Origin of the sequence: Prosthecobacter sp., from assembly GCF_044226605.1 — a bacterium.
In the GTDB taxonomy this organism is placed as follows: Bacteria; Verrucomicrobiota; Verrucomicrobiia; order Verrucomicrobiales; family Verrucomicrobiaceae; genus Prosthecobacter.
Genome location: NZ_JBGAGS010000005.1, coordinates 359290 through 379904 on the forward strand (window position 1 = coordinate 359290; position 20615 = coordinate 379904).

The window sequence follows — 20615 nt, forward strand, 5'->3', positions numbered from 1 at the left end:
GGATGCAAGCCTCTCTCAAGGCGGGGCTGTCACCTTGAGGTGTACAAAGCGGTGCCCCGACGTGCCGGCGGGCAACGTGGCTTTGACCTGCTGCACAAGTTCGTCGAGGGATAAAACGGTTTCGCTGACACCGGTGCTCTGCCAAGCGGCACCGAGGGTGTCGCTCCATTCCACGGTGAAGGTCGTGCCGGAGGAAAATGCACTCAGGTCGCGCTTGTAAGTGAACTCCAGGTTTGTGCCGTTGAGCAGCGCAGTGGCGGGCGGGTTGCTGGGGGCGGTCGGATCCAGGCCACAGGCCCACTCGATCAGGTTGGGCAGTCCGTCATGATCGTAGTCAACGGTGTCCGCCCCATCGCCGCTGTTGGTGGAGGTGCCGAAGTGCTGCTGCCGCCAGTCCCCGACCGAGAGGATTCCCGCACCGATCAAATTGATGTCGAAAGGGAGCCTGACTCCAATCTGATTGCTGGAGAGGTGAAGGGTCGCGTTGCTCATTCTGACGATTTGCGGTGCGAAGGTCACGCTGAAAGTGGCGCTGGAGCCACCCGCTGGGATGCTCGCAGCGCTCAAAGTGCTGACGGAGTAGTCGGCCGCATTGGGGCCGTCCAGGCTCAGTGTGAGACCGGAAAGGTCCACGTTGCCGGAGTTGGCCACGGTGAATATCTGCGTGTAGCTGCCAGCGCCTGCCCTTTCCGCGCCAAAACCGACGCTGCCACCATCGGTCAGTGTCGTCCGCGTCGAAACGGAGACGTCTGTAAAGGGCTGCTGATCAGAACCCACATTGGGCGTGCTGGAGGGGCGTAAGTCGCCATCGTAATCATCGATCACACCAGCCACGGGAATGCCCGTGGCATTGACCAGGGGATTGCCGCCGGGGACGAGATGGAGATCGCCATTAGCGGCGTCGACGAACATCGCTGGAGTGAAATTGCCGCTGCCAGCAACGTCAGCCTGGGAATTGGCATCAAAATGATAACTTTTCCAAGTGCCGAAATCCATATCGAAGTCATTGAAACTCATGAACTGTCCCGCAACAGTCCCGGTACCCGCATAGACGTTATTGCTGATGGTGAGTTTGTTTGTGGGTACAATGCCGAAAGCATAGTGGCTGCCCGTGCCTCCGGTGCGGAAATTGAGGAAGAGGTTGTTGTTCACAGAGTACAGGTAAGCGTCGCCCAGGTACTGGTTTGCGAAAGAACTGCGTGAGCCGCTCTCGCTGCCGCCAATGACGACGCTGTTGTAGAAGAAGCTGATTGAATTGAAGGCGTTGCTGGTGCCGCTGGAATAGAGACCATAGAGGGTCGTACTTGCCGAGGTCGCAGGACGGAGGATTACCTGGTTGTTTTGCACGCTGACATCGAGATTTAAAAAGGCTGTGGCGACGGCGTAGATGCCATAGACGGTCGTCGTAGCCGCATTGACACTGAAAGCGGTGATGCGGTTGCACTTGATCGTCGCGGAAAGACTACTTCCAGTGCCAGAACAACTGATACCTTTGCTCGAAGAGGACGTGGTGAGGAGATCGTGGATATAATTGCCGCTGACGATGTGGCCGCCCCCGCCCCCGAGGCTGATGCCAGTATTGGCACTGGTGGCTGCATTCACCTCATAGATACCGTTGCCAGAAATGGTCCATGCATTGCTGCCACTGGAGGGGATGGCAATGCCCTGCTGGTTGAAATTGAACAGCTCGTTGTTGGAGACGATGTTGCCGGAACTCATGACGCTGCTGCTGGCGGATCCGATCAGCCGGTTGGGCACGCCGATGCTGGTGCTGAGATCGCGCACCTGACAGCCGTTGATGAGGTTGTTGTTGTTCCCAGTCACGACTGCGGCGCTGAAGCTGATGACGCCGAGGGAGGCGCTGGTTCCGGCTCCTTCCACGATGCAGTTTTTCACCGTGTTGCTGCTGGCGTCATTGGAGAAAAGCAGGGTGCAGGCCGAAGTGCCGGCGCTAGTGTTGCGAAAGGTCAGATAACGACCGCTGCCGGCGAACTGACCATCTATGGTGACGTAGTTGGCACCTTTTAGGGTGATAAGACCTGCATTCACATCCCCGGAAATGGAAACGCCGACCGCGCCCATTTGCGGGCGAAGGGTTAGTGTGTTGCTCGCGCTAGTTCCAAGATTGGTGAAAACAAGCGGGAAAGTCTCGACCGTGCTGACATAGGAGGCCTGAAGTTCTAGAACGAGAGGACCGGACAGTCCATTGGCCTGGATGGCACTGAGAGCGACACCAATGCTGCTGTAATCTCCCGTCGGCCCGATTGACCTGGTGCCCGAAAGCGCAGCTCCCTCCGCTGGAAGCAGCAAGCACAGTGCTACAATCCGGACTAGCAGCTTGATCATAAGGTTAGCAAAGCACCAAATATTGAGTTACCCGCCCCCCGGCATAGTTACGCTAAGATCTTCTCACGAAGCGAGGAGCGCTGTATGGACTCAGTTCGTCTTCAGCACTTCGATGAAGGCTTCCTGGGGGATATTAACCTTGCCGATGGCTTTCATCTTCTTCTTACCTTCCTTCTGCTTGTCGAGGAGCTTGCGTTTGCGGGAGATGTCGCCGCCGTAGCATTTGGCGGTGACGTCTTTGCGCAGGGCGCTGATGCTTTCACGGGCGATGATCTTGCCGCCGATGGCGGCCTGGATGGCGACGACGAAGAGCTGCTGGGGAATGACTTCCTTGAGCTTGGCGCAGAGCTGGCGGCCGCGGCTCTCGGCCTTGCTGCGGTGCACGATGCAGGAGAACGCATCGACGGGATCTCCGGCGATGAGAATGTCCATCTTCACGAGTTCGGCGGCTTCGTAGCCGGCGTGCTCGTAGTCCATGCTGCCGTAGCCGCGTGTGATGGACTTGAGCTTGTCATTGAAATCGACAAGGATTTCATTCAGCGGCATGACGGTGTGGAGGAGCACGCGGCGGTCATCCAGCGTCTCGGTGTTGTTGACCATGCCGCGTTTGTCCATGACGAGCTGCATCATGTCGCCGATGTGCTCGTTCGGGATCATGATGTTCACTTTCACCATGGGCTCGCGAATTTCGTCGATCTCCTGGGCGGAGGGGAGGAAGCAGGGATTGTCCACTTCCATCTCGGTGCCGTCGGTTTTGCGCACTTCGTAAATGACGGACGGGTAGGTGGAGATGACGTCCATGTCGAACTCGCGACGCAGACGCTCCTGCACGATCTCCATGTGCAGGAGGCCGAGGAAGCCGCAGCGGAAGCCGAAGCCGAGAGCGGCGGAGCTTTCGGACATGAAGGTGAAGGCGGCGTCGTTGATCTGGAGCTTGCCGACGGCGAGCTTGAGAGCTTCGAAGTCGTCCGTGCTGACGGGATAGATGCCGCTGAAGACGAGAGGGTGGATTTCCTTGAAGCCGGGCAGCGGTTGCGGGGAGGGCTTGCGGGATTCGGTGATGGTGTCGCCGATCTTCACGTCGGCGGTGGATTTCACGTTGGCGATGAGATAGCCCACGTCACCTGCCTCCAGCTTTTCGCAGGTGGTCATCTTGGGACGAAAGATGCCGACGTCTTTGATTTCGTAGTCCAGGCCGGTGGACATCATGCGGATCTTCTGGCCGCGCACGATGGTGCCGCTCATCACACGCACGTAGCTGACAACGCCGCGATAGGCATCGAAGACGGAGTCGAACACGGAAGCGCGGAGGTAGCCGTCTCCGGGATCTGTGGGCGCGGGAACGTAGGCAACGATGGCCTCAAGGATGTCCTGGATACCGATGCCCATCTTGGCGCTGGCAGGCACGGCTTCATCTGAAGGGAGCTGCAGGATGTCCTCAAGCTGGCGCTTGCACTTTTCAATGTCGGCACTGGGGAGATCGACTTTATTGATAACGGGGATGACGTGCAGGTTTTGCTGCAGCGCGAGATTGAGATTGGCCACGGTCTGGGCTTCGACGCCCTGGCTGGCATCGATGAGCAGCAGAGCGCCTTCACAGGCGGCGAGGGAGCGGCTGACTTCGTAGCTGAAATCGACGTGTCCGGGGGTGTCGAGGAGGTTCAGTTTGTAGTCCAGGCCGTCCTTGCCCTTGTAGTTCATGCACACCGGGTGTGCCTTGATGGTGATGCCGCGCTCGCGCTCCAGATCCATGGCGTCCAGGAGCTGATCCTGCTGCTGGCGCACGGTGATGGTCTGGGTGAACTCCAGCAACCGGTCAGACAGCGTGGTCTTCCCATGGTCAATGTGGGCGATGATGGAGAAATTGCGGGTGCGGGAAATGGACATTCAGGTGGCTTGGCGGAGGAAGGGGGGGAGGTATGTAGTCCATGGGCGGGAAGAATGCAATTCCGATACTTGCAGGCCACCTGCCACGAATGGACGTTGCGGCATGAAAGCGGAGCTGCTGACCGAAGATGCCATTGAGAGGGGGCTGGCCCTCCTCCCCGCCACCTGGCAGGTGGAAGGCCTGGAACTGGTGAAAGAATTTCGCTTTCCGAGCTACATGGCCGGCATCGAATTTGTGCAACGGATCGCGGCTCTGGCCGAGGCGATGAATCACCACCCAGATCTGCTGATAGGCTGGCGCAAGGTGAGCGTGAGGCTTTGCACACACAGTGCGGGAGGCCTGACAGCCCTGGATTTCGCGATGGCAGCCCAGGTGAGCCAGACAGCCTCCGACCAAAGCAGCCAGCAAGGGCAGGACGACTGAAGCCTACCTGGCAACAGCGGCCGTGGACGGGGCGGTATTGCGGTTGACCCTCTGCCCAGACGGGTCCACCACCTCCACCGTCACGAAGATGACGATGTTTTTGGTGTCGGTCTGCTTGGTGTTGGCCTTGAACATTCTGCCAACGAAGGGCAGATCTCCGAGGATGGGGACTTTGTCTTCCACCAAGGTGTGTTTCTGGATTTTGGCACCACCCAGAACCACTGTGGCTCCGTCGTACACTTTAACCGCAGTGACGACCTTCTGAACTTTGAAAATCGGCTGGAGAATCAAGTTGGGGGTGATCAATTCATCCGGATTGCTGATGGGAACATAGCCGGTGGTTCCAACGGTGTTCAAAGCCGCAGCTCCGAGCTGAATGGGCAGAACGCTCAGCGCCGCCGGGCTCAGAATTGGCGAGCCATAGTTCACAAAGCCTTCAAAGGTGGTCAGTTCGGGAGTGATGGTGAGCTCCACGGTGCGGCCATCCTCTGAAATAACCGGCTCCACTTCCACGAGGACGCCCGTTTTTCTCATTTCGAACGCCGTAGGTGTTGTGGGTGTGGCAATCATCGGAGGCGGAGTTCCGCCGCCGCCGCCACCCCCAAAGCGAATTCTGCCGCCACCACCCTGGGGCAGCCGTGGAGGATCAAATTCTGTGGGGTAGATAAACTCCTGGGTGATCTCGGCCGTGGCTTTGAGGCCGCTCTTGGTCGTCACGCTTGGGGAAGCGTTGACATCCACACCCTTCTTTTGAGAGAGAGCACGCAGCACGGTTTGAAACTGCGGATCTGTGAAAACACCGGCAACGGAAAGAATGCCAGGGGCCGTGCTTGGGGTTTGGGTAACGGAGCCTGTCTTGAGCAAGGTGTCGATGGAGTCCGCTGTCGTAGCGTAGGTGCCGGTGCGAAGCCCCGAAGTAAGGGGGCCGCCGCCGTAGGGGAACGGTGCGGTGGTGCCTGAGACGACCGGACCTGCGAGGGCGCCGTTGATCGGAATGGCAGGGAACGCGGTTGTTCCATTCACCACCTGTGCGGGGAGGGTGTAGGGAGTGGTGAAAGGAAAGTTGCCGGGGTTGAACGGAACACCGTTGCCAGCGGAGCCACCGCCGAAAAAGAGATTGTTGCCATTGGTGCCCACTCCGCCCATGAGCCAGTCGAAGCCGAGTTCGTCGAGATTGGTCTGGTTTACCTCGAGCATGCGCACATGGATGACCGCCATCTTGGGTGAGGCTTTGGCGGCCTGCTCGACGATCATTTCCACCGTCTCCATGTTGAGGAGGGTGTTGCGGACCATCAGCGTGTTCGTGGCAGCACTGTAGCTGGCGGTGGTGCCTTCCGGGAAGGTCACGCCACGGGATTCCAGAAACTCCTTGGCACCCATGCGGCGAAAAACCAGGCCACCTCCCGGCGCCGGATTCTGCGCAGCGAAGGGATCGTTTCCACCACCGGCCGGAGCTCCGGCTCCGGGGGAGCTCTGAATGAAGTCGGGGGGCACCCGGAAGGTGCGCGAGATGATGGCGCTGTTACGCTCATCCATCGACAGGAAGATCACGGCGTGCTCGTCCACCTTGTAAGCGACTCCGCACATCTCGCTCACGTAGCGGAGGATCTCATCCATCGGCACATTGTAAAGATTCAGAGCGATCGGCTTGGTGCGGGCGTCTGGAGGCACGCTGATCACAAAGCTGACCCCCTTGCCTTCCGGATCTAGATCGTGACTACGCACCCGCAGCAGCTCGACCACCTCCTCCAGCGTCGCTCCGGCGAAATCCACGTGGGGAAAAATGATGGAGCGAAGCTTTTGCGTAATTCTGTCGCTGCCGGTCTGCTGAGTGGCCAGAGAAGCAGCGCCGGCACCGAACAGAGCACTGCGGTCTGTGGTGGTCAGCGGCACGGGCTCCTCCCAAGTCTGGGCCACAGTGCCAAGCATTTTGGAACGTTGATGATCGTAAGCGCTCTTGTAGTACTTTTGCTTTTCGCGCTCGGCATTTTCCATGCCGCGTCTGGCGGCGTTGTTATAAGGGTCAATCCGCAGGACATCCTGAAAAGTGGAGATGGCCTTGTCGGGATCGCCGATCTGGAGGAAGGAATTGCCCTTGATGAGAAGGGTCTGCACGGCGCCCACATTGTCCACGTGCTGGGTGGTCAGGGCGGGAGGAAAGCGGTCCGGATCTCCGAGACGTTTCTTGAGAGCGACGAGGCGTGCGTCAGTGGGAGCCACGTCCGGGGCGAGCATTTCATCCAGCAGCTTGTTGGCTCCGGCGAGATCGCCTTTGGCAGCCATTTCCTGAACCTGCGCGGCGCCTGCCACGACGTAACCATTTCGGGCCGCCAGGATCGACTCCTTGGCCAGGGGGATGTTTGGCAGGGCCTTGTAGGTCTCCGCAAACAATGTCAAAGCTTCTGCGGACTTGCGCTGGTCGATCAACTGATAACCGCGCTCGATGTCGTCGTTGAGCTTGTTTACCTGGAGGGCACGCCGACGGGCTTCCGCCTGGGCCATGGCGGAGACGGATTGAGCCTGAACGCTGCAAAATGGCGCTGCTCCCAGAATGACCGTCAGGCATGCCATGAGACCGCGACTGGGGAGGCGGTGAAAAAGCATGGATTTGGGACGTTGCGGAGAGGGCTGCTGGGGCATCAAAAGTGGGAAAAATCGACTTTATAACAGGACTCGGGGTTTCGCCCAAGCATTTTCTGTCATGAATCTCAGCCTGGGGTTGCCCTCCCGCCGCATCTTGCTCTGATGCCCGCTCCATCCTCAGATACCCATGGCCAAAGCCCCCATCAAAGTCGCAGTCACCGGCGCCGCCGGACAAATCGGTTACGCCCTCCTTTTCCGCATCGCCTCCGGCGCCATGTTTGGCCCGGACCAGCCGGTGATCCTCCAGCTCATTGAAGCCCCGTTTGAAAAGCCCATGGCTGCCCTCGCGGGTGTGGCCATGGAGCTGGATGACTGCGCTTTCCCCCTTTTGAAGGGCATCGTGCAGACCTCCGACGCCAATGTGGGCTTCAAGGACGCCAACTGGTGCCTGCTGGTGGGCGCGAAACCCCGCGGCCCCGGCATGGAACGCGCCGACCTCCTCAAGGACAACGGCAAGATCTTCATCGAGCAGGGCAAGATCATTGACGCCGTGGCAGCTGATGACGCCCGTGTGGCCGTGGTGGGCAATCCCGCCAACACCAACTGCATGATCGCCGCCTCCCAGGCCAAGCGCCTGACGCCGGACCGCTTCACTGCCATGGTGCGCCTGGACCAGAACCGCGCCCAGACCCAGCTGGCGCAGAAGGCCGGCGTGGACCTGACCGAAGTGAAGGACATCTTCATCTACGGCAACCACAGCCCCACGATGTTCCCCTCCTTTGCGCACGCGACCATCGGCGGCAAGCCGGCGGCTGATGTGATCAATGACAAGGCCTGGCTGGAAGGTCCGTTCTGCGAAACGGTGGGCAAACGTGGCGCAGCGATCATCGCCGCCCGTGGCGCCTCCTCCGCCGCCTCCGCGGCGAATGCGCTGGTGGATCATGTGCGCTCCCTGGTGACCCCGGGTGCGATCCACTCCATCGCGGTGAAGAGCAACGGGCTGTACGGCTTTGATCCTGAAGTGTGGGCCGGCATGCCGGTGAAAACCACCACGCCAGGCAGCTACGAAGTGATCACCAGCTACGAAATGGACGACTTCGCGAAGTCCAAGATCGCTGCAACGAACAAGGAACTCGTCGATGAGCGCTCCTTCGTGGCGGAGATGCTGTAAGAGCGCCGGAGGCGCGTTTGCGGTGGTTTGCGATTGTTGACGGTTGTTGACAGTGGTTTTCCAGAGCTTCCGAGCCGCTTTGAATTGAAAGCCCCATGTGTCGAAAGATGCATGGGGCTTTTTGTTTTGTCCCCTGCCTTTCAAACTAAGCACTGAGCCCCGAGAACTTTTAGCAGCCCAGCCGCAAAACCGCCCCCCTCCCCGGCGTTTAGGCAGCATGTTCTCTTCACGTCGCGATTTTTTGCAGACCACCGGCTGTGGCTTTGGCTACCTGGCCTGGCAGGCCATGGCGCAGAGCCAGGCTGCGCTGGCAAACCCGCTCGCGACAAAGAAGCCGCACCATCAGCCGAAGGCGAAGCGGGTGATCTTTCTTTTCATGCAGGGGGGCGTGAGCCATGTGGACTCGTATGATTACAAGCCGCGCTTGTTCAAAGACGACGGCAAGATCATCGAAGTGGCAGATTCCCGGTCCATCGCCAAGACGGGCAAGGGAGCGCTGCAGCGGGTGATGAAGCCGCTGTGGGAGTTCAAACAGCATGGAGAAACCGGGCGCTGGGCCTCGAATCTTTTTCCCCACATCAATCAGCACGTGGATGACCTGTGCTTTCTGCACGGCATGCACACGGAAGGCGTGGCGCATGGTCCGGCCACACTTTTCATGCACACGGGTACGACCAGCAACATCCGTCCGAGCATGGGTGCGTGGGTCATGTATGGCCTGGGTGCGGAGAATGAAAATCTGCCGGGCTTCATGACCATCAGCCCAAGCCTGGGCAATGGCGGCCCGCGCAATTATGGCAATGCTTTCCTGCCTGCGGTGTTTCAGGGCACGCCGGTGGGGCGCAGCGGCCAACCGGCCAAGGACTCCACCATCAAGAACATCACGAACGCGATCTGGACGCCGGAGCAGCAGCGCAAGCAGTTCGGTCTGCTGAGCTCCCTGAATGCCGAACAGGCCGCGCACGCCATGCCGGGAGACACGGACATCGACGCGGTGATCCGCAGCTACGAACTGGCCTGGCGCATGCAGAACAACGCGCCTGGCGCGATGGACATCGCCGGTGAGTCCGAGGCCACGCTGAAGCTCTACGGCATCAATGAAAAGCCCACCGACAACTTTGGCCGGCAGTGCCTCATGGCCCGCCGCATGGCCGAGCAAGGTGTGCGCTACATTCAGGTGAACTACGGCGACAACTCCAACAACCCCGCCTGGGATCAGCACTCGAATCTGCCCAAGCATGGCGACCACGCCGCCGCTGTGGACAAGCCTGTGGCCGGCCTCCTTGCCGACCTCAAGCAGCGCGGCCTCCTGGAAGATACCATTGTGTGGTGGGGCGGCGAATTTGGCCGCACGCCTTATGCGGAAAAGAACGGCACGGGCCGAGATCATAACCCGCTCGGCTTCACCGTGTGGGTGGCCGGTGGCGGCTTCAAATCAGGCTACGCCCACGGTGTGACGGATGATCTGGGCCACATGGCGGTGGATGACAAAGTGCACATGCACGACCTGCATGCGACGATTCTGCATCAGCTAGGGCTGGATCATGAGAAGCTTACGTTTCGGCATGCTGGGAGGGATTTCCGCCTGACGGACATTCATGGGCACGTGGTGAAGGAAGTGATTGTGTGAAGGGGGGCCGGTCTGTTCGTAGGACGGTTGTGGCGACAGCCCGACCGTCTGTCAGCGTATTGCAAGCTCAATGGCGTACGAGCATCCTCGCAGTCGGGCGGTTTGGTGAGGAAGGCTGCGAGCTTTGAAACGTCCTCGACGCCAAACACGCCCAACCTACGGCCAGAGGCGTCATGCGTTCGAGAACGCTGGGAGTGGCGTGAAGTTGAGGGACCAGGATGGTCCCTCTGCTTGCCTATTTCTTCGCCAATGACTCCAGGTAGTCCAGCAAGCTCGCAAACTCCCTCACGGTGAAGTTCGTCATCAAGCCGGGGGGCATGATGGAGATGGGGAGGCGCTGGCGGGATTTGATGTCTTTGACGGCGAAGGTGAACTCCTGGGCGGCGACGTTGCGGAGTTTCACGTTGTCGGCGGACTCGAGGGTGATGAAGCCCATTTGCTGAGTCCCGTCGTTGAGGGTGACGACTTCGCTGGCGAAGCCTTGGGCGATGGTCTTGTTGGGATCGAGGATGTTCTGCGCGAGTTCGGGGCGCTTGTAGGTTTGCGCGATGTTGCCGAGGTAGGGGCCTTTTTGAGCTTCAGATTCCTTGGTGGTGTGGCAGGCGATACAGGTGGCCTTGGTGAAGATCTGCTCGCCGATGGTGATGTCGCCTTTGGTTTTGATGACGGCGGCTAGAGCTTCTTCAGGCTTGAGGGTGCCGACTTTGGGGGTCTTGTCTTCGCCCTTGGCGACGAGCTTGAGGCTCTTCACGGCGTTCTGCGCGGCTTTGGCAACGTTGGCGTCGGAGTCGGAAACGGCGGCGAGGATTTTTTCATCGACGACGTGGCTCTTGGACTTCACAGCGGCGTTGATGATCTGCAGGCGGCGCTTGGCATCGGACCAGCCGGTGTCGAGGGCCTTCTGCGACATCTCGCGGGCTTCGGGGCTGCCGGTCTTGCGGGCAGCGAGATTGAGCAGGGCGGCCTCGGCCCAAGCGGCGGTGGGAGCGCCGACTTTGGCGGCTTCGGCTTCGAAGGCCTGATGCACGTTTTCCAGTTTCGGCGCATTGAGGAAGGCGGTGCGGCCGGCGTCTTGTTCTTTGCCGGAACCTTGCTGGGCATCGAGCGAGACGAGTGCCGCGAGCGCCGCGGTCCAAGCCTCGGCGCTGTCGGTTTTGGCGATGGAGGTGAGGGTGTTGGCCAGCGTGGCTGCGGCGGTTTGGGGATCGAGGTTCTTGCTATTCGCTGCGGCGATGAGCAGCGGGATGCCATCGGCGGGGATGGTTTCTGCGGTAGCGAGTTGGGCCACGGCATCGGGGATGACCTTGGCGTCCTGCTTGGCCAGCACGAGGATGCGCTCCAGGGCATCGCTCGATTGAATGCGGTTGCGGTTCATCTCTTTGACGAGGAAGGCGGCTTCTTCAGGAGAGGCTTGGGCAAGCGCGTCCTTCAGAGCAGCGGCGATCTTCGGTGTCTCGCTCCATGGCTCGGGCTGGTAGTAGGGGCCGCGTGTATCCGGGCGCGTGCCCCAGGAGTCGCCTTTCCATTCGCCTTCATGGAAATGGAGGCGGCAGAGGGCGGCGAGGAGGCCGTGGCGCAGAGCGGGATCGGTGGCTTTGCCGAGGCGCTCGATGAGGCCTGAGACGACCTCGGGCTGGTGCATCATGGCGAGGGCTCGAAGTGCATTCAGCCGCGCGCGAGTGCTGAGTTTGGAGGTGTCAACAAAATCGAGAGCGAGCTCCCATCCTTCATGCGTTGCCAGAGCGCGGATGGCGCAATGCTGTACCACGGGATCTTCGTGGGCGATCAAGGCGCTGAAAAGAGCGTTCCCACTTTTTGACTTCTTGGACTGGGCCAACGCCAGACGCAGGGAATCTACCGGGGCCTTGGCAACCATAGCTTTCATATCCTCCGGCAGCTCAGTGAATTTAGGAGGATCTTGAACAGTGAACCTTGTTGGCGGGATGGAGCCCGTGAAAACACTTCTGATTCCTGCACGAAAAACCTCGGTCTCTTTAGCCTCGTCCGGAATATCCTGCCCCGCATAAACTGCAGCCACCTTGGCCGGCACCCTATTAGCGTTCCCCTTCATGAGTTCAGCCAGCATTGCGGCATTGGCCTCGGCATCCTTATCGGAGGCAAATGGACTTGCCGTCATCTCTGGCTTTCTTCTGATGAACTCACGCTGAGCCTCCATTCTGCGACGATGGCTGGCCGACTTCATCTGACCGAGCAGCTCTTTCACGGCAATTGTCCCAAAGTCCGGCAGTGGCTCGGCTTTGAATCCCTTGGGCCGCACCTGCACGATGTAGCCCACGTCGGGACCTTCCCAGTTGAAGGTCGCGCCTTTCCAACTGGCGCAATAGACGTGGCTGTTGGCATCGACATCCGCATCGGTGGGGCGGGTCATTTTGATGAAGGGCTCCGGCGTGCGGGTTTCCTCGAAGGTCGCGCCTTTCGGCTTTACCTGATGGTGCCAGAGGGCACCGGTGCCCCAGTCGCAGGTGAAGGGGGCGTTGTTCCACTGGCCGAAGCCGGGTTCGTCGATGTAAACGGCACCGCAGCCGGAACCGCCGCCGTAGTCGGCGAGGGGCTGGATGCACTCGTCGTTGAAGTTTTTGTAGAGGCGTGGGTAGCCGTGGTCATCGAGGCCGGTGAAGTGGTGGAAGCGCACGTTCCAGCCGCCGCCGTCGTTGGTGTTGTCGCGGGCGAAGATGTCCATGAGGGGGCTGATGGCGACCTCAAGGATGTTGCGGGTGCCGGTGGAGTAGATCTCCAAACCGGTGCCGTCAGGACGCACGCGGATCACGCCGCCGCCGCGATGCTGCAGGTGTTTGCCATCGGTGCCTTCAGCATCCATGAAACCGAAGTCGCCACCGGCGATGTAGAGCCAGCCGTCGATGCCGAGGCTGAGGCCGTTGGTGGTGTGGTCGGCAGGCCGATCCTTGTAACCAAAGGCGATGTTTTTGACGAGCACCTTCTCCTCATCGGCCACGCCATCGCCGTCTTTGTCGATGTAGGCGCTGAGGTGCGGCGGGTGCACGAGGTAGAGGCGGTCTTTGTCCCAGACGAGGCCGCGGGGGGCATCCACGTCTTTGACAAATTCCTTCACTTCATCGGCGCGGCCGTCGCCATCTCTATCCTTCAGGCGCAGGATGCGACCGCGGTGGGGAGCACGGCCGAGGGAGCCGTTGCCATCGCTGCTGACATAGAGCGTGCCATCCGGCGCGGCGGCGATGAAGACGGGGTAGTTGGCGGACTGCGGAGGAGCAAAAAGGGAAACTTCGAAGCCATCGGGCACCTTCACATCTTTCAGGATCGCAGCCTCTTCTTCAGCCGTGAGCTTCACGATGCGAGGAGAGACGTTTCCGGCCTCCTTCAAAGGATCCGCCGATTTGTCGTATTGTTTCTTCTGCGTTTCGCTGAGCTTTGGAGCCACGCCTTTGATGTCCGGGCCTTTGAGCCAGACTTCACGGATGCTGGCCCAGCCGCCGCTGGTTTTTCCCAAGGCATGGATTTTCACAAAGCGGATGCCTTCCACCTTGGCGAAGTCGTTTGTGTATGGGGCGTTCTTGGTGTTGGCGCTGCCATCGACGAGAGTGCTCCAGGTTTTGCCATCCGTGCTGCCCTCGACCTTGAACTGGTACACACCGCCGTTTTCCCAGGTGGTCTGGATGCCGGTGAGCGTCTGCGGTTTTTCGAGCTCAAGCTGGAGCCACTGCGGGTAGGAGGGGCCTGAGGCACACCAGCGGGTGCTTTCGTCGCCGTCCACGGCACGCCAGGCGAAGTTGTTCTTGCCGGTCTCTTCGCTGCTTGCAGTCGCTTTGATGCCGGTGGCGTCTTTCGGCACAGGCGGGGGCTGGGGGGCTTCCACCTTCTTGGCGGCGACGAAGGTGACCTTGTTCTGGCCCTTGAAGGGAGTCAGGTATTCCGGCGTGAGTTTGTCCATCGCCCACAGAAGGCCGCGGGTGACGAGATCGAGGTAGCGAGGGTCCGCCACGGTGTCGTTGTTGTGGCCGATGGTGGTGCTGAAGCTGCGTGCGCCTTGCTTCTCATTTGTCCAGGCCACGACGTAGTCCACGTCCTTGCCCTTCACCACCTGCTTGCCCATGGCGAGCGGGTGACCGTCAAAGATGTTCACGTTGTTGTAGAGCTCCTCTTTGATGGTGGTCCAATCGGCAAGCGGCTTGGTGATGGGGTGCTCCTTGTCCACAAACGTGATGGCGATAGGCTCCTGCGGGCCGTGCGAGGCGGACTGGATGCCGAGGTGCTTGAACCACGCGTCCGTGCCGGTGCGGAAGCTGTGCATGGCACAGTGCAGATGCACGGCGGGGATGGTCTGGTGTACATCCAGGATGCGCTTCACCACGGCCATGTCCTTCACACCGGCGGCGCACTCATCGTGAATGATGATGTCGTAGCCCTTGGCCCAGTCGGGATTGTCATACAGCGGCAGCGGCGGGTTCACCGATTTGTCGTCCGTCCACACCACATCCACCTGCACATTGGCGCGGGCCTGGATGCCCTGGCTGAGGATCACATGCTGCTTCGCATAATCATGGCAGCAGCCACCTGCCACGAGGAGGGCTTTGAGGGGCTTGGTTTCAGCAAGGCCCAAAGAGGCCGTGGTAAGGAGGAGCAAGAGGGCAAAAGAACGCATGAGAAAAAACGGGAATGCAGAAGCCGCACAAAAAGCGGGGTTTCTATCAGAAAAGTATGGAATTCGCACCAGTGAAAGGCCGGGCAGGAGCGCGGAATTCATTCCGCAGCAGCCACGCACACAAACTGCGGCACCCCATAAAGGCAAGCTCCCTTTCCCCTTCGGCGGAGTGCTGCGGAATGAATTCCGCGCTTCTCATTGGAAATGCGCTTTACTCCAACGGCGAAGCACCGACCCACGCACCCCAGTTCTCCCCAGCCCCCACTCATGCACCTGCGCTGCCTTGCCATCATCCTCTCCTGCTTCATTCTCCCTCTGCGCGGAGAAGAGCCGCCGCTCTCAGCTGAGGCGCTGGCCGGTGCTTTGCGCACTTCGGGCCTGCCAACAGGGGAGGAAAGTGTGACGGTGCCGCTTGAATCTACCTTTTTGGGATTCATCGTGGAAGCACAGATCAATGGACAGTCTGTGCAGCTCTTGCTGGACTCTGGAGCCGCTTGCACTCTTCTGTCCCCCGAAATAGCGCGGCAACTCGGCCTCCAGACGAATGGTCCCAAGGAATCAGCATCCAGCGCCGATGGCGGGAGCGTCGTGGGCCTCCGCACGCTGACCAAGCGCTTCAGCCTTGGATCTGCTTGGACGGAGAACGAGCCAGTGTTCATTGCCGAGATGATCCCGGGAATTCAAGGACTGCTTGGTATGGCCACCCTGGCCGACTGGGATGTTCGAATCGATCCTTCAACCCGGAAACTCACCCTGTTTCCTGCGGGCAAGGCCCCCTCACAGGAAGGCGAAACTGTACTGCCACTCACCTGCCAACGCAAAAGCACATCAGCAGGAATGCCCAAAGGACAGGGATTTCACATGATGAACCTCACCGTGCCACTGCACGTGGGCACACATGAACTGGCGGCCACGCCGGACACGGGCCACGGCACCATTCTCCAGCTCCCGAGCACGCTCATCGAAAAGATGGCACCCCAAGCGCTGAAGGACGCGCTGCCCGCACTCGCCACCGCCGTCACTCTTTCAGGCAAAACGATGAGCCGGGAGGCAAAGCTCCGTGAGGTTACATTCGGCCCTGATACCCTGCATGGTTTGCGCACCAATATCATCGACGCCCCTCCAGGCTCAAACGCCGAGAGCAAAGGCCTCATCGGCCTGAATCTGCTCCGCCACTATGTAATGACCTTTCGTTTTTCCGTAGGCGAACTCCGTCTCAAGCCCCTGGGCACCGTGCAGGAAATCACAAGCGCCGCGACGGCTGGCATCTACATGGACTTAGAAAACAAGATTCTCAATGTCTTGCCGAATGGACCGGCGGACAAAGCCGGGCTGCGTATCGGAGATGAAGTACTCGAGATCGAAGGCCACCCCCTCAAGACCATGACGCCAGAGAAGTTTGCCGCCTTCAAACGCCTGCCGCCTGGCACCGCCGTTAAGGTGCGCTACCGGCGTGGAGAACTCAGTCCGATGGAAGCGACCTTGGTGTTGATGAAGGAGTGAAGCGTGCAAAATTCGCAGGGGGATCGTCTTGCCACTGAGGTGAAAGAAGGGCGGCAGGGGCGATTCGGCGTTGTGCATGCTTGCGGAGTGCTGCGGAATGAATTCCGCGCTCCTCACTTCCCAAACCGAGCCTTCACCAAATGGCTGCCGAGGATCCAGACCTTGTGCAGCTTGCTGAGGCGGGCGCGTTTGGTGAAGACGGGGTAGCGCTCGCGTTTGAGCTTTTCGAGGATTCGCGAGTAGATGTCTGCCATGATCTCGGAGGCGACCATGTTTTTGCGGTCCTCCGGCGGGAGGATCTTTTGAGCGGCGTCGTAGTAGCCGCGGGCGCGCTGGTACTGGAAGTCCATCATCTTGATGAAGCGCTCGCTGGGACGGGCATCGAGGATCTCGCTTTCCAGCACGCCGAATTTTCTCAGCTCCGCCTGGGGGATGTAGATGCGGCCGGTGTCGCGTGCGTCCTGCCCCACATCGCGGATGATGTTGGTGAACTGTAGGGCGTAGCCCAGATTGATGGCGTAGTCCTTGGTGGCGGGATTTTGATGGCCGAAGATCTCGATGCTGACGAGGCCGACCACGCTGGCGACTTTGTAGCAGTAGCCGAGAAGCTCCTCAAAGGTCTCGTAGCGAGTCTTGGTTAGGTCGCTGGCGACGCCGTCGATGATCTCGCAAAGCCAGGCGCGGGGGAAGCCGTACTTTTGCGGCAGCAGGAGCATTTCATCCAGCACGGGGTGCCCCGGGGGCTTGCCCTCCTCCACGCAGCGCTTCCAGTGGTTCAGCTCCTTTTCCTTGGCCTCGGGGCTGTTGTTCGGATCATCGGCGATGTCATCCACCACGCGGCAGAAGGCGTAAAACGCGATCATGTCGCGCCGGCGCTCCTTGGGCAGGCAGGCGAGCGCGAAAGCGAGGTTCGACTTCGCCCGCCGCACGATCTGTTCTGGAGAGAGCGTGCCGCTGGTCATGCGGAAGTGGAACGTGGAAAGCCGAGGCGCAGCATGATGAGGAGAGCCGTTAGCAATAGCCAGCAATCGAGCATGGCAAGCACCAATGCGGCCAGGGGTTGCTCGATCATGTGCCAAAATGGCGATCCGGCGCAGAGCACACGCGCCATTTCCACCGTGTAAAGCGCGACCATAAAGACTGCGAGGGCGGTGATGGAAAGAAGAACAAGAGGCAGGGCGGCCCGGCCCAAAATGCGCAGCGCGCCAGCGCCCTGGGACCAGAAGGGACCGGGCACCGCAGCCACGGCCACCGGCAGCGCGGCAAAAACGAAAAGCAGCTCGATCCACCACCACGCACCGATGCTGTGGGGCGTGGTGATCTGCCACCAGCGCCAGCTTATCCACAACAGATCAAATCCCGCCAGGAATGCCACCCCCTGCCAGCGGGCAAAGGCTTGCTCCAGAGCTGCGGCGGCATCGCCGCCAGCTTCGGTGTTCTGCGGGTTTTCCCACGCCATCACGAAGCGCACCAGCCAGACCTGGACGGATGCTGCGGCCACTGCCGTGAACAAATATCTCATGCCCTGCTTGAGCGTTTCCACGGCTTCCGGCAGCATTTGCCGCAGGCTGGCAGCCTCCAGCACCAGCCAGGCAAATCCAGCCACGGTCACGGCCAGGAGGGAGAACTTTTGTTCAGGGCCGGGTCTGCGCTCCCCGTAGCGATAAGGCCAGCGCCAGATGCGCAGCGTCAAAAACAAGAGCGCCACCGGAGCCATGCCGGCGAGAGGCCAGGGCGGCAGCAGGGCATGTGGCAGCATGGCCATGTGCGCCAGGGCATCGCGGGCCAGAGGGAGGAGCATTTCCCGCCAGTCGGTCAGCTGGGCCAGAGAGTAGGGAGCATGCAGTTTCTCGCCCGCAGCACCGGCCAGCAGCACGGCGCCAGCGGTGCCGATAATCAGCCCCGAACGCAGCCGCAGGCAGTCCCATGCGTCTGACAAATGCCTGCGCAAAGGGTGCCAGCGCAGATGCAGCACCAGCCCGGCAGCAAAGCCGAGGAGGGCGAGCGCGGTCGTCTGCCAGTGGGTCAGGTTCAAAGTTCACGATCAATTCGCGAAAACATCTCGACATGCCAGTGCGTATTCGCTTCTCTTCCATCCGCCATGAAATCCCCCGCCGCACTCCTGCTTGCCTGCCTTTCCTTCACGTCCGCTGCTCTTGCTGAAAACTGGCCCAGCTGGCGCGGACCAAACCAGGACGGCTCTTCGGGCGAAACCGGCCTGCCGGTGAAGTTCAGCACCACCGAAGGCGTGAAGTGGGCGGCGGATGTGCCGGGCCTCTCCGCTTCCGTCCCGGTCATCTGGGGAGACAATCTTTTCATCACCGCCCCGATCGACGCGGAAAAGAAACTCGTCGGCCTTTGCTACGACAAAAAGACCGGCAAGGAAAAATGGCGCACCACCATCAGCGAAGGCTCCGAAGTGCAGTGGGATGACAAGAGCAATCTCGCAAGTCCTTCCGCCGTGACGGATGGAGACCGCGTTTACTTCCTCTTTGCCAATGCCATCGCCGCCGCCTGTGATTTCAGCGGCAAGATCATTTGGAAGCGTGATTTTAAAGAAACGCACGGCGCCTTTGCCACGCAGTGGACTTACGGCAGCAGCCCGGCGCTGGACGGTGGCAAGCTTTACATCCAGGTGCTGCAGCGCAATGAGGCCTTCCAATTTCAGGGCAAGTTTGAAAAGGGCACGGCGGGCAAGGACATGAGCAGCTACGTCCTGGCCGTGGACCCGGCCACCGGGAAGGACATCTGGAAACACATCCGCCCCAGCCTGGCCTCCACGGAATCTCTGGAGGCGTTCAGCAGCCCCATCTTCACCACTTACAAAGGCCAGCGCCTCATGCTCATTTCCGGCGGCGACACCCTGACGATCCACGATGCCGCCACGGGCAAGGAGTTCTCCCGCATCGCCACGTGGAATCCTCCCGGAGACGGCTACAACAAGTTTTTCCGCCTCGTCCCCTCCCCCGTCGTGGGCGACGGCGTGGCGATCGTGTGCGCACCGAAAAATTCGCCGGTTTTTGCCATGCCTCTCGATGCCAAAGGCGAAACGAAACCCATCTGGCAGACCGAGCCCAAAGGCGTGACCAGCGACGTGCCCACCCCTGCCTTCTACAAGGGCAAGTTCTACGTGCTCGACGGCGGCAAGAAGATCCTGAGCTGCCTGGAACCCAAGACGGGCAAGGTCCTGTGGTCCGGCGAACTCGGCGGCAAGACCAAGTTTGAAAGCAGCCCGACGGTGGTGGACGACAAGGTCTATTGCATCAATTTCTGGGGCGAGGTCTACGTGGCCAAAGCCAACACCGACAAGTTTGAGCTGCTGGGCATGAACGAAATGGGCAACGGCAGCAAGCCAAACGGTAATGCCGCCAGCGTGCGCGCCAGCGTGGCCGTGAGCGATGGATGCCTCTTCATCCGCTCTGAGGAGAAGCTGTACTGCATCGGTAAGAAGTGAGCGAGGTGCCTTGAGTCGGCCCAGGCCGCGCCAGGTTGCATCGCATCGCCCCGAGTCAGCCCGGACCGCCGGTGCTTCGTGGGCCGACGCCAATACAGGATCAGGACCAAACCGGGATCATTCCAGGATCATGATCCCTGTGATCCTGCCCACCCCAAAAGGGAGATTCCGGTGGGGACCAGGATGGTCCCTCTCCTGCCCGAGGCCACAGCCGTTGGTATCAGGTATCAAAGTGGTATCAAATCAGTATCATGATATCAAACTCGATCCGAAGGGGAAAAAAACTGGATGGGATTCATGCCCGATGTCACCAAAACCCGGCCCCCCGTTGGAAGCACCAACGGGCTTGAGAAATGTAACGTTATTCAAGTCACTCTTGTGTTACATCGACCCATCAATGGCTGAGGGGCCCGCCGGCGTGAGAGCGATATTTTCCTAGAATATCACGGGCGGGAGCTTCACAGTCGGTGGCATGAAGATTGTCGGCATCAAGGGTTGTTTTGAAAAGACGCAGGGGCTGTTTTATTTCGCCAGGATGTGCTCAAAGATTCGGCTGCACGCACAGGGCAGGCTGCCGGAGGACTACCATGAGATGCTGGGCCAGGGCTTTGATGGCCGGACCTGCCGCTACCTACGGGTCAGCTATGAGGCGGTGAAGGAGCAGGTGCTCTCCGGCAAGCCGGAAACGGAGGTGCTGGACTGGTGCTTCGCCCATGGGAGAACGCTCACGGCTGAGGAGGTGCTCATTTACAACAGCTTCATGAGCAAGCGCGGCTGGCACGATGACGAGACCGATGGCTTCATCCCGGAGATGATCCGCCACTACGGCCTCAAAGACGACGGCACCGTGCTCACGGACTTTGACCTCATCGAAATGGACGAGGGGCGCTGGTATCCCGACATGTGGCGGGATGCCTGGAAATGAGCCACGCCGACCCCCAGTCGGCTCCAATTCTGCGCTCAATTCTCGCGCGGCCT

General features: G+C 60.1%; 12 protein-coding genes. 6 read left to right on the top strand and 6 right to left on the bottom strand.

Features of this window, described 5'->3' with window-relative positions; genetic code table 11:
- Nucleotides 1-15: 15 nt before the first annotated feature.
- The gene (locus ACILSO_RS08900) at nucleotides 16-2346 is read right to left on the bottom strand and encodes a hypothetical protein (protein ID WP_395737035.1); all 2331 of its coding nucleotides are present in this window, start codon (nucleotides 2344-2346) and stop codon (nucleotides 16-18) included.
- A gap of 90 nt (nucleotides 2347-2436) precedes the next feature.
- Nucleotides 2437-4233, bottom strand: coding sequence for a translation elongation factor 4 (gene lepA / locus ACILSO_RS08905; protein ID WP_395737036.1), 1797 nt, complete (start codon nucleotides 4231-4233; stop codon nucleotides 2437-2439).
- A 103-nt stretch (nucleotides 4234-4336) separates the two neighbouring features.
- On the opposite strand from lepA, the gene ACILSO_RS08910 reads away from it, so the two are divergent.
- Nucleotides 4337-4657: a 4a-hydroxytetrahydrobiopterin dehydratase gene (locus ACILSO_RS08910; protein WP_395737037.1), complete on the top strand. Its 321-nt coding sequence runs from the start codon at nucleotides 4337-4339 to the stop codon at nucleotides 4655-4657.
- Between the two features lie 3 nt (nucleotides 4658-4660).
- On the opposite strand, the gene ACILSO_RS08915 is transcribed toward ACILSO_RS08910, so the two are convergent.
- Nucleotides 4661-7261, bottom strand: a complete 2601-nt coding sequence (locus ACILSO_RS08915; protein ID WP_395737038.1) for an Amuc_1098 family type IV pilus outer membrane protein — start codon at nucleotides 7259-7261, stop codon at nucleotides 4661-4663.
- Between the two features lie 166 nt (nucleotides 7262-7427).
- Here ACILSO_RS08915 and ACILSO_RS08920 point away from each other — a divergent pair, with 166 nt between their 5' ends.
- Nucleotides 7428-8411, top strand: coding sequence for a malate dehydrogenase (locus tag ACILSO_RS08920; RefSeq protein ID WP_395737039.1), 984 nt, complete (start codon nucleotides 7428-7430; stop codon nucleotides 8409-8411).
- A 217-nt stretch (nucleotides 8412-8628) separates the two neighbouring features.
- The gene (locus tag ACILSO_RS08925) at nucleotides 8629-10041 is read left to right on the top strand and encodes a DUF1501 domain-containing protein (RefSeq protein WP_395737040.1); all 1413 of its coding nucleotides are present in this window, start codon (nucleotides 8629-8631) and stop codon (nucleotides 10039-10041) included.
- A 235-nt stretch (nucleotides 10042-10276) separates the two neighbouring features.
- Here the strand turns inward: ACILSO_RS08925 and ACILSO_RS08930 are convergent, their stop codons facing one another.
- Nucleotides 10277-14662 carry a discoidin domain-containing protein gene (locus ACILSO_RS08930; protein WP_395737041.1) on the bottom strand — a complete coding sequence of 1462 codons (4386 nt, stop codon included), beginning with the start codon at nucleotides 14660-14662 and terminating at the stop codon, nucleotides 10277-10279.
- Nucleotides 14663-14947: 285 nt separating this feature from the next.
- Here ACILSO_RS08930 and ACILSO_RS08935 point away from each other — a divergent pair, with 285 nt between their 5' ends.
- Nucleotides 14948-16183, top strand: a complete 1236-nt coding sequence (locus ACILSO_RS08935; RefSeq protein WP_395737042.1) for an aspartyl protease family protein — start codon at nucleotides 14948-14950, stop codon at nucleotides 16181-16183.
- A gap of 113 nt (nucleotides 16184-16296) precedes the next feature.
- On the opposite strand, the gene ACILSO_RS08940 is transcribed toward ACILSO_RS08935, so the two are convergent.
- Together ACILSO_RS08940 and ACILSO_RS08945 are read right to left on the bottom strand one after the other, a co-directional pair.
- Nucleotides 16297-17145, bottom strand: coding sequence for a phytoene/squalene synthase family protein (locus ACILSO_RS08940; protein WP_395737043.1), 849 nt, complete (start codon nucleotides 17143-17145; stop codon nucleotides 16297-16299).
- Entirely contained in the window at nucleotides 17142-18218 is a 1077-nt protein-coding gene (locus ACILSO_RS08945) for a hypothetical protein (protein WP_395737044.1), read from the bottom strand. The genes ACILSO_RS08940 and ACILSO_RS08945 overlap by 4 nt, the downstream gene beginning before the upstream one ends.
- 66 nt (nucleotides 18219-18284) lie before the next feature.
- Between ACILSO_RS08945 and ACILSO_RS08950 the strand changes: the two genes are divergently transcribed.
- Both ACILSO_RS08950 and ACILSO_RS08955 read left to right on the top strand, forming a co-directional pair.
- Nucleotides 18285-19637 (top strand): PQQ-binding-like beta-propeller repeat protein, encoded by a 1353-nt coding sequence (locus ACILSO_RS08950; protein WP_395737045.1) that lies wholly within the window; start codon nucleotides 18285-18287, stop codon nucleotides 19635-19637.
- Nucleotides 19638-20109: 472 nt separating this feature from the next.
- Nucleotides 20110-20562 (top strand): DUF5069 domain-containing protein, encoded by a 453-nt coding sequence (locus ACILSO_RS08955; RefSeq protein WP_395737046.1) that lies wholly within the window; start codon nucleotides 20110-20112, stop codon nucleotides 20560-20562.
- Nucleotides 20563-20615 lie beyond the last annotated feature (53 nt).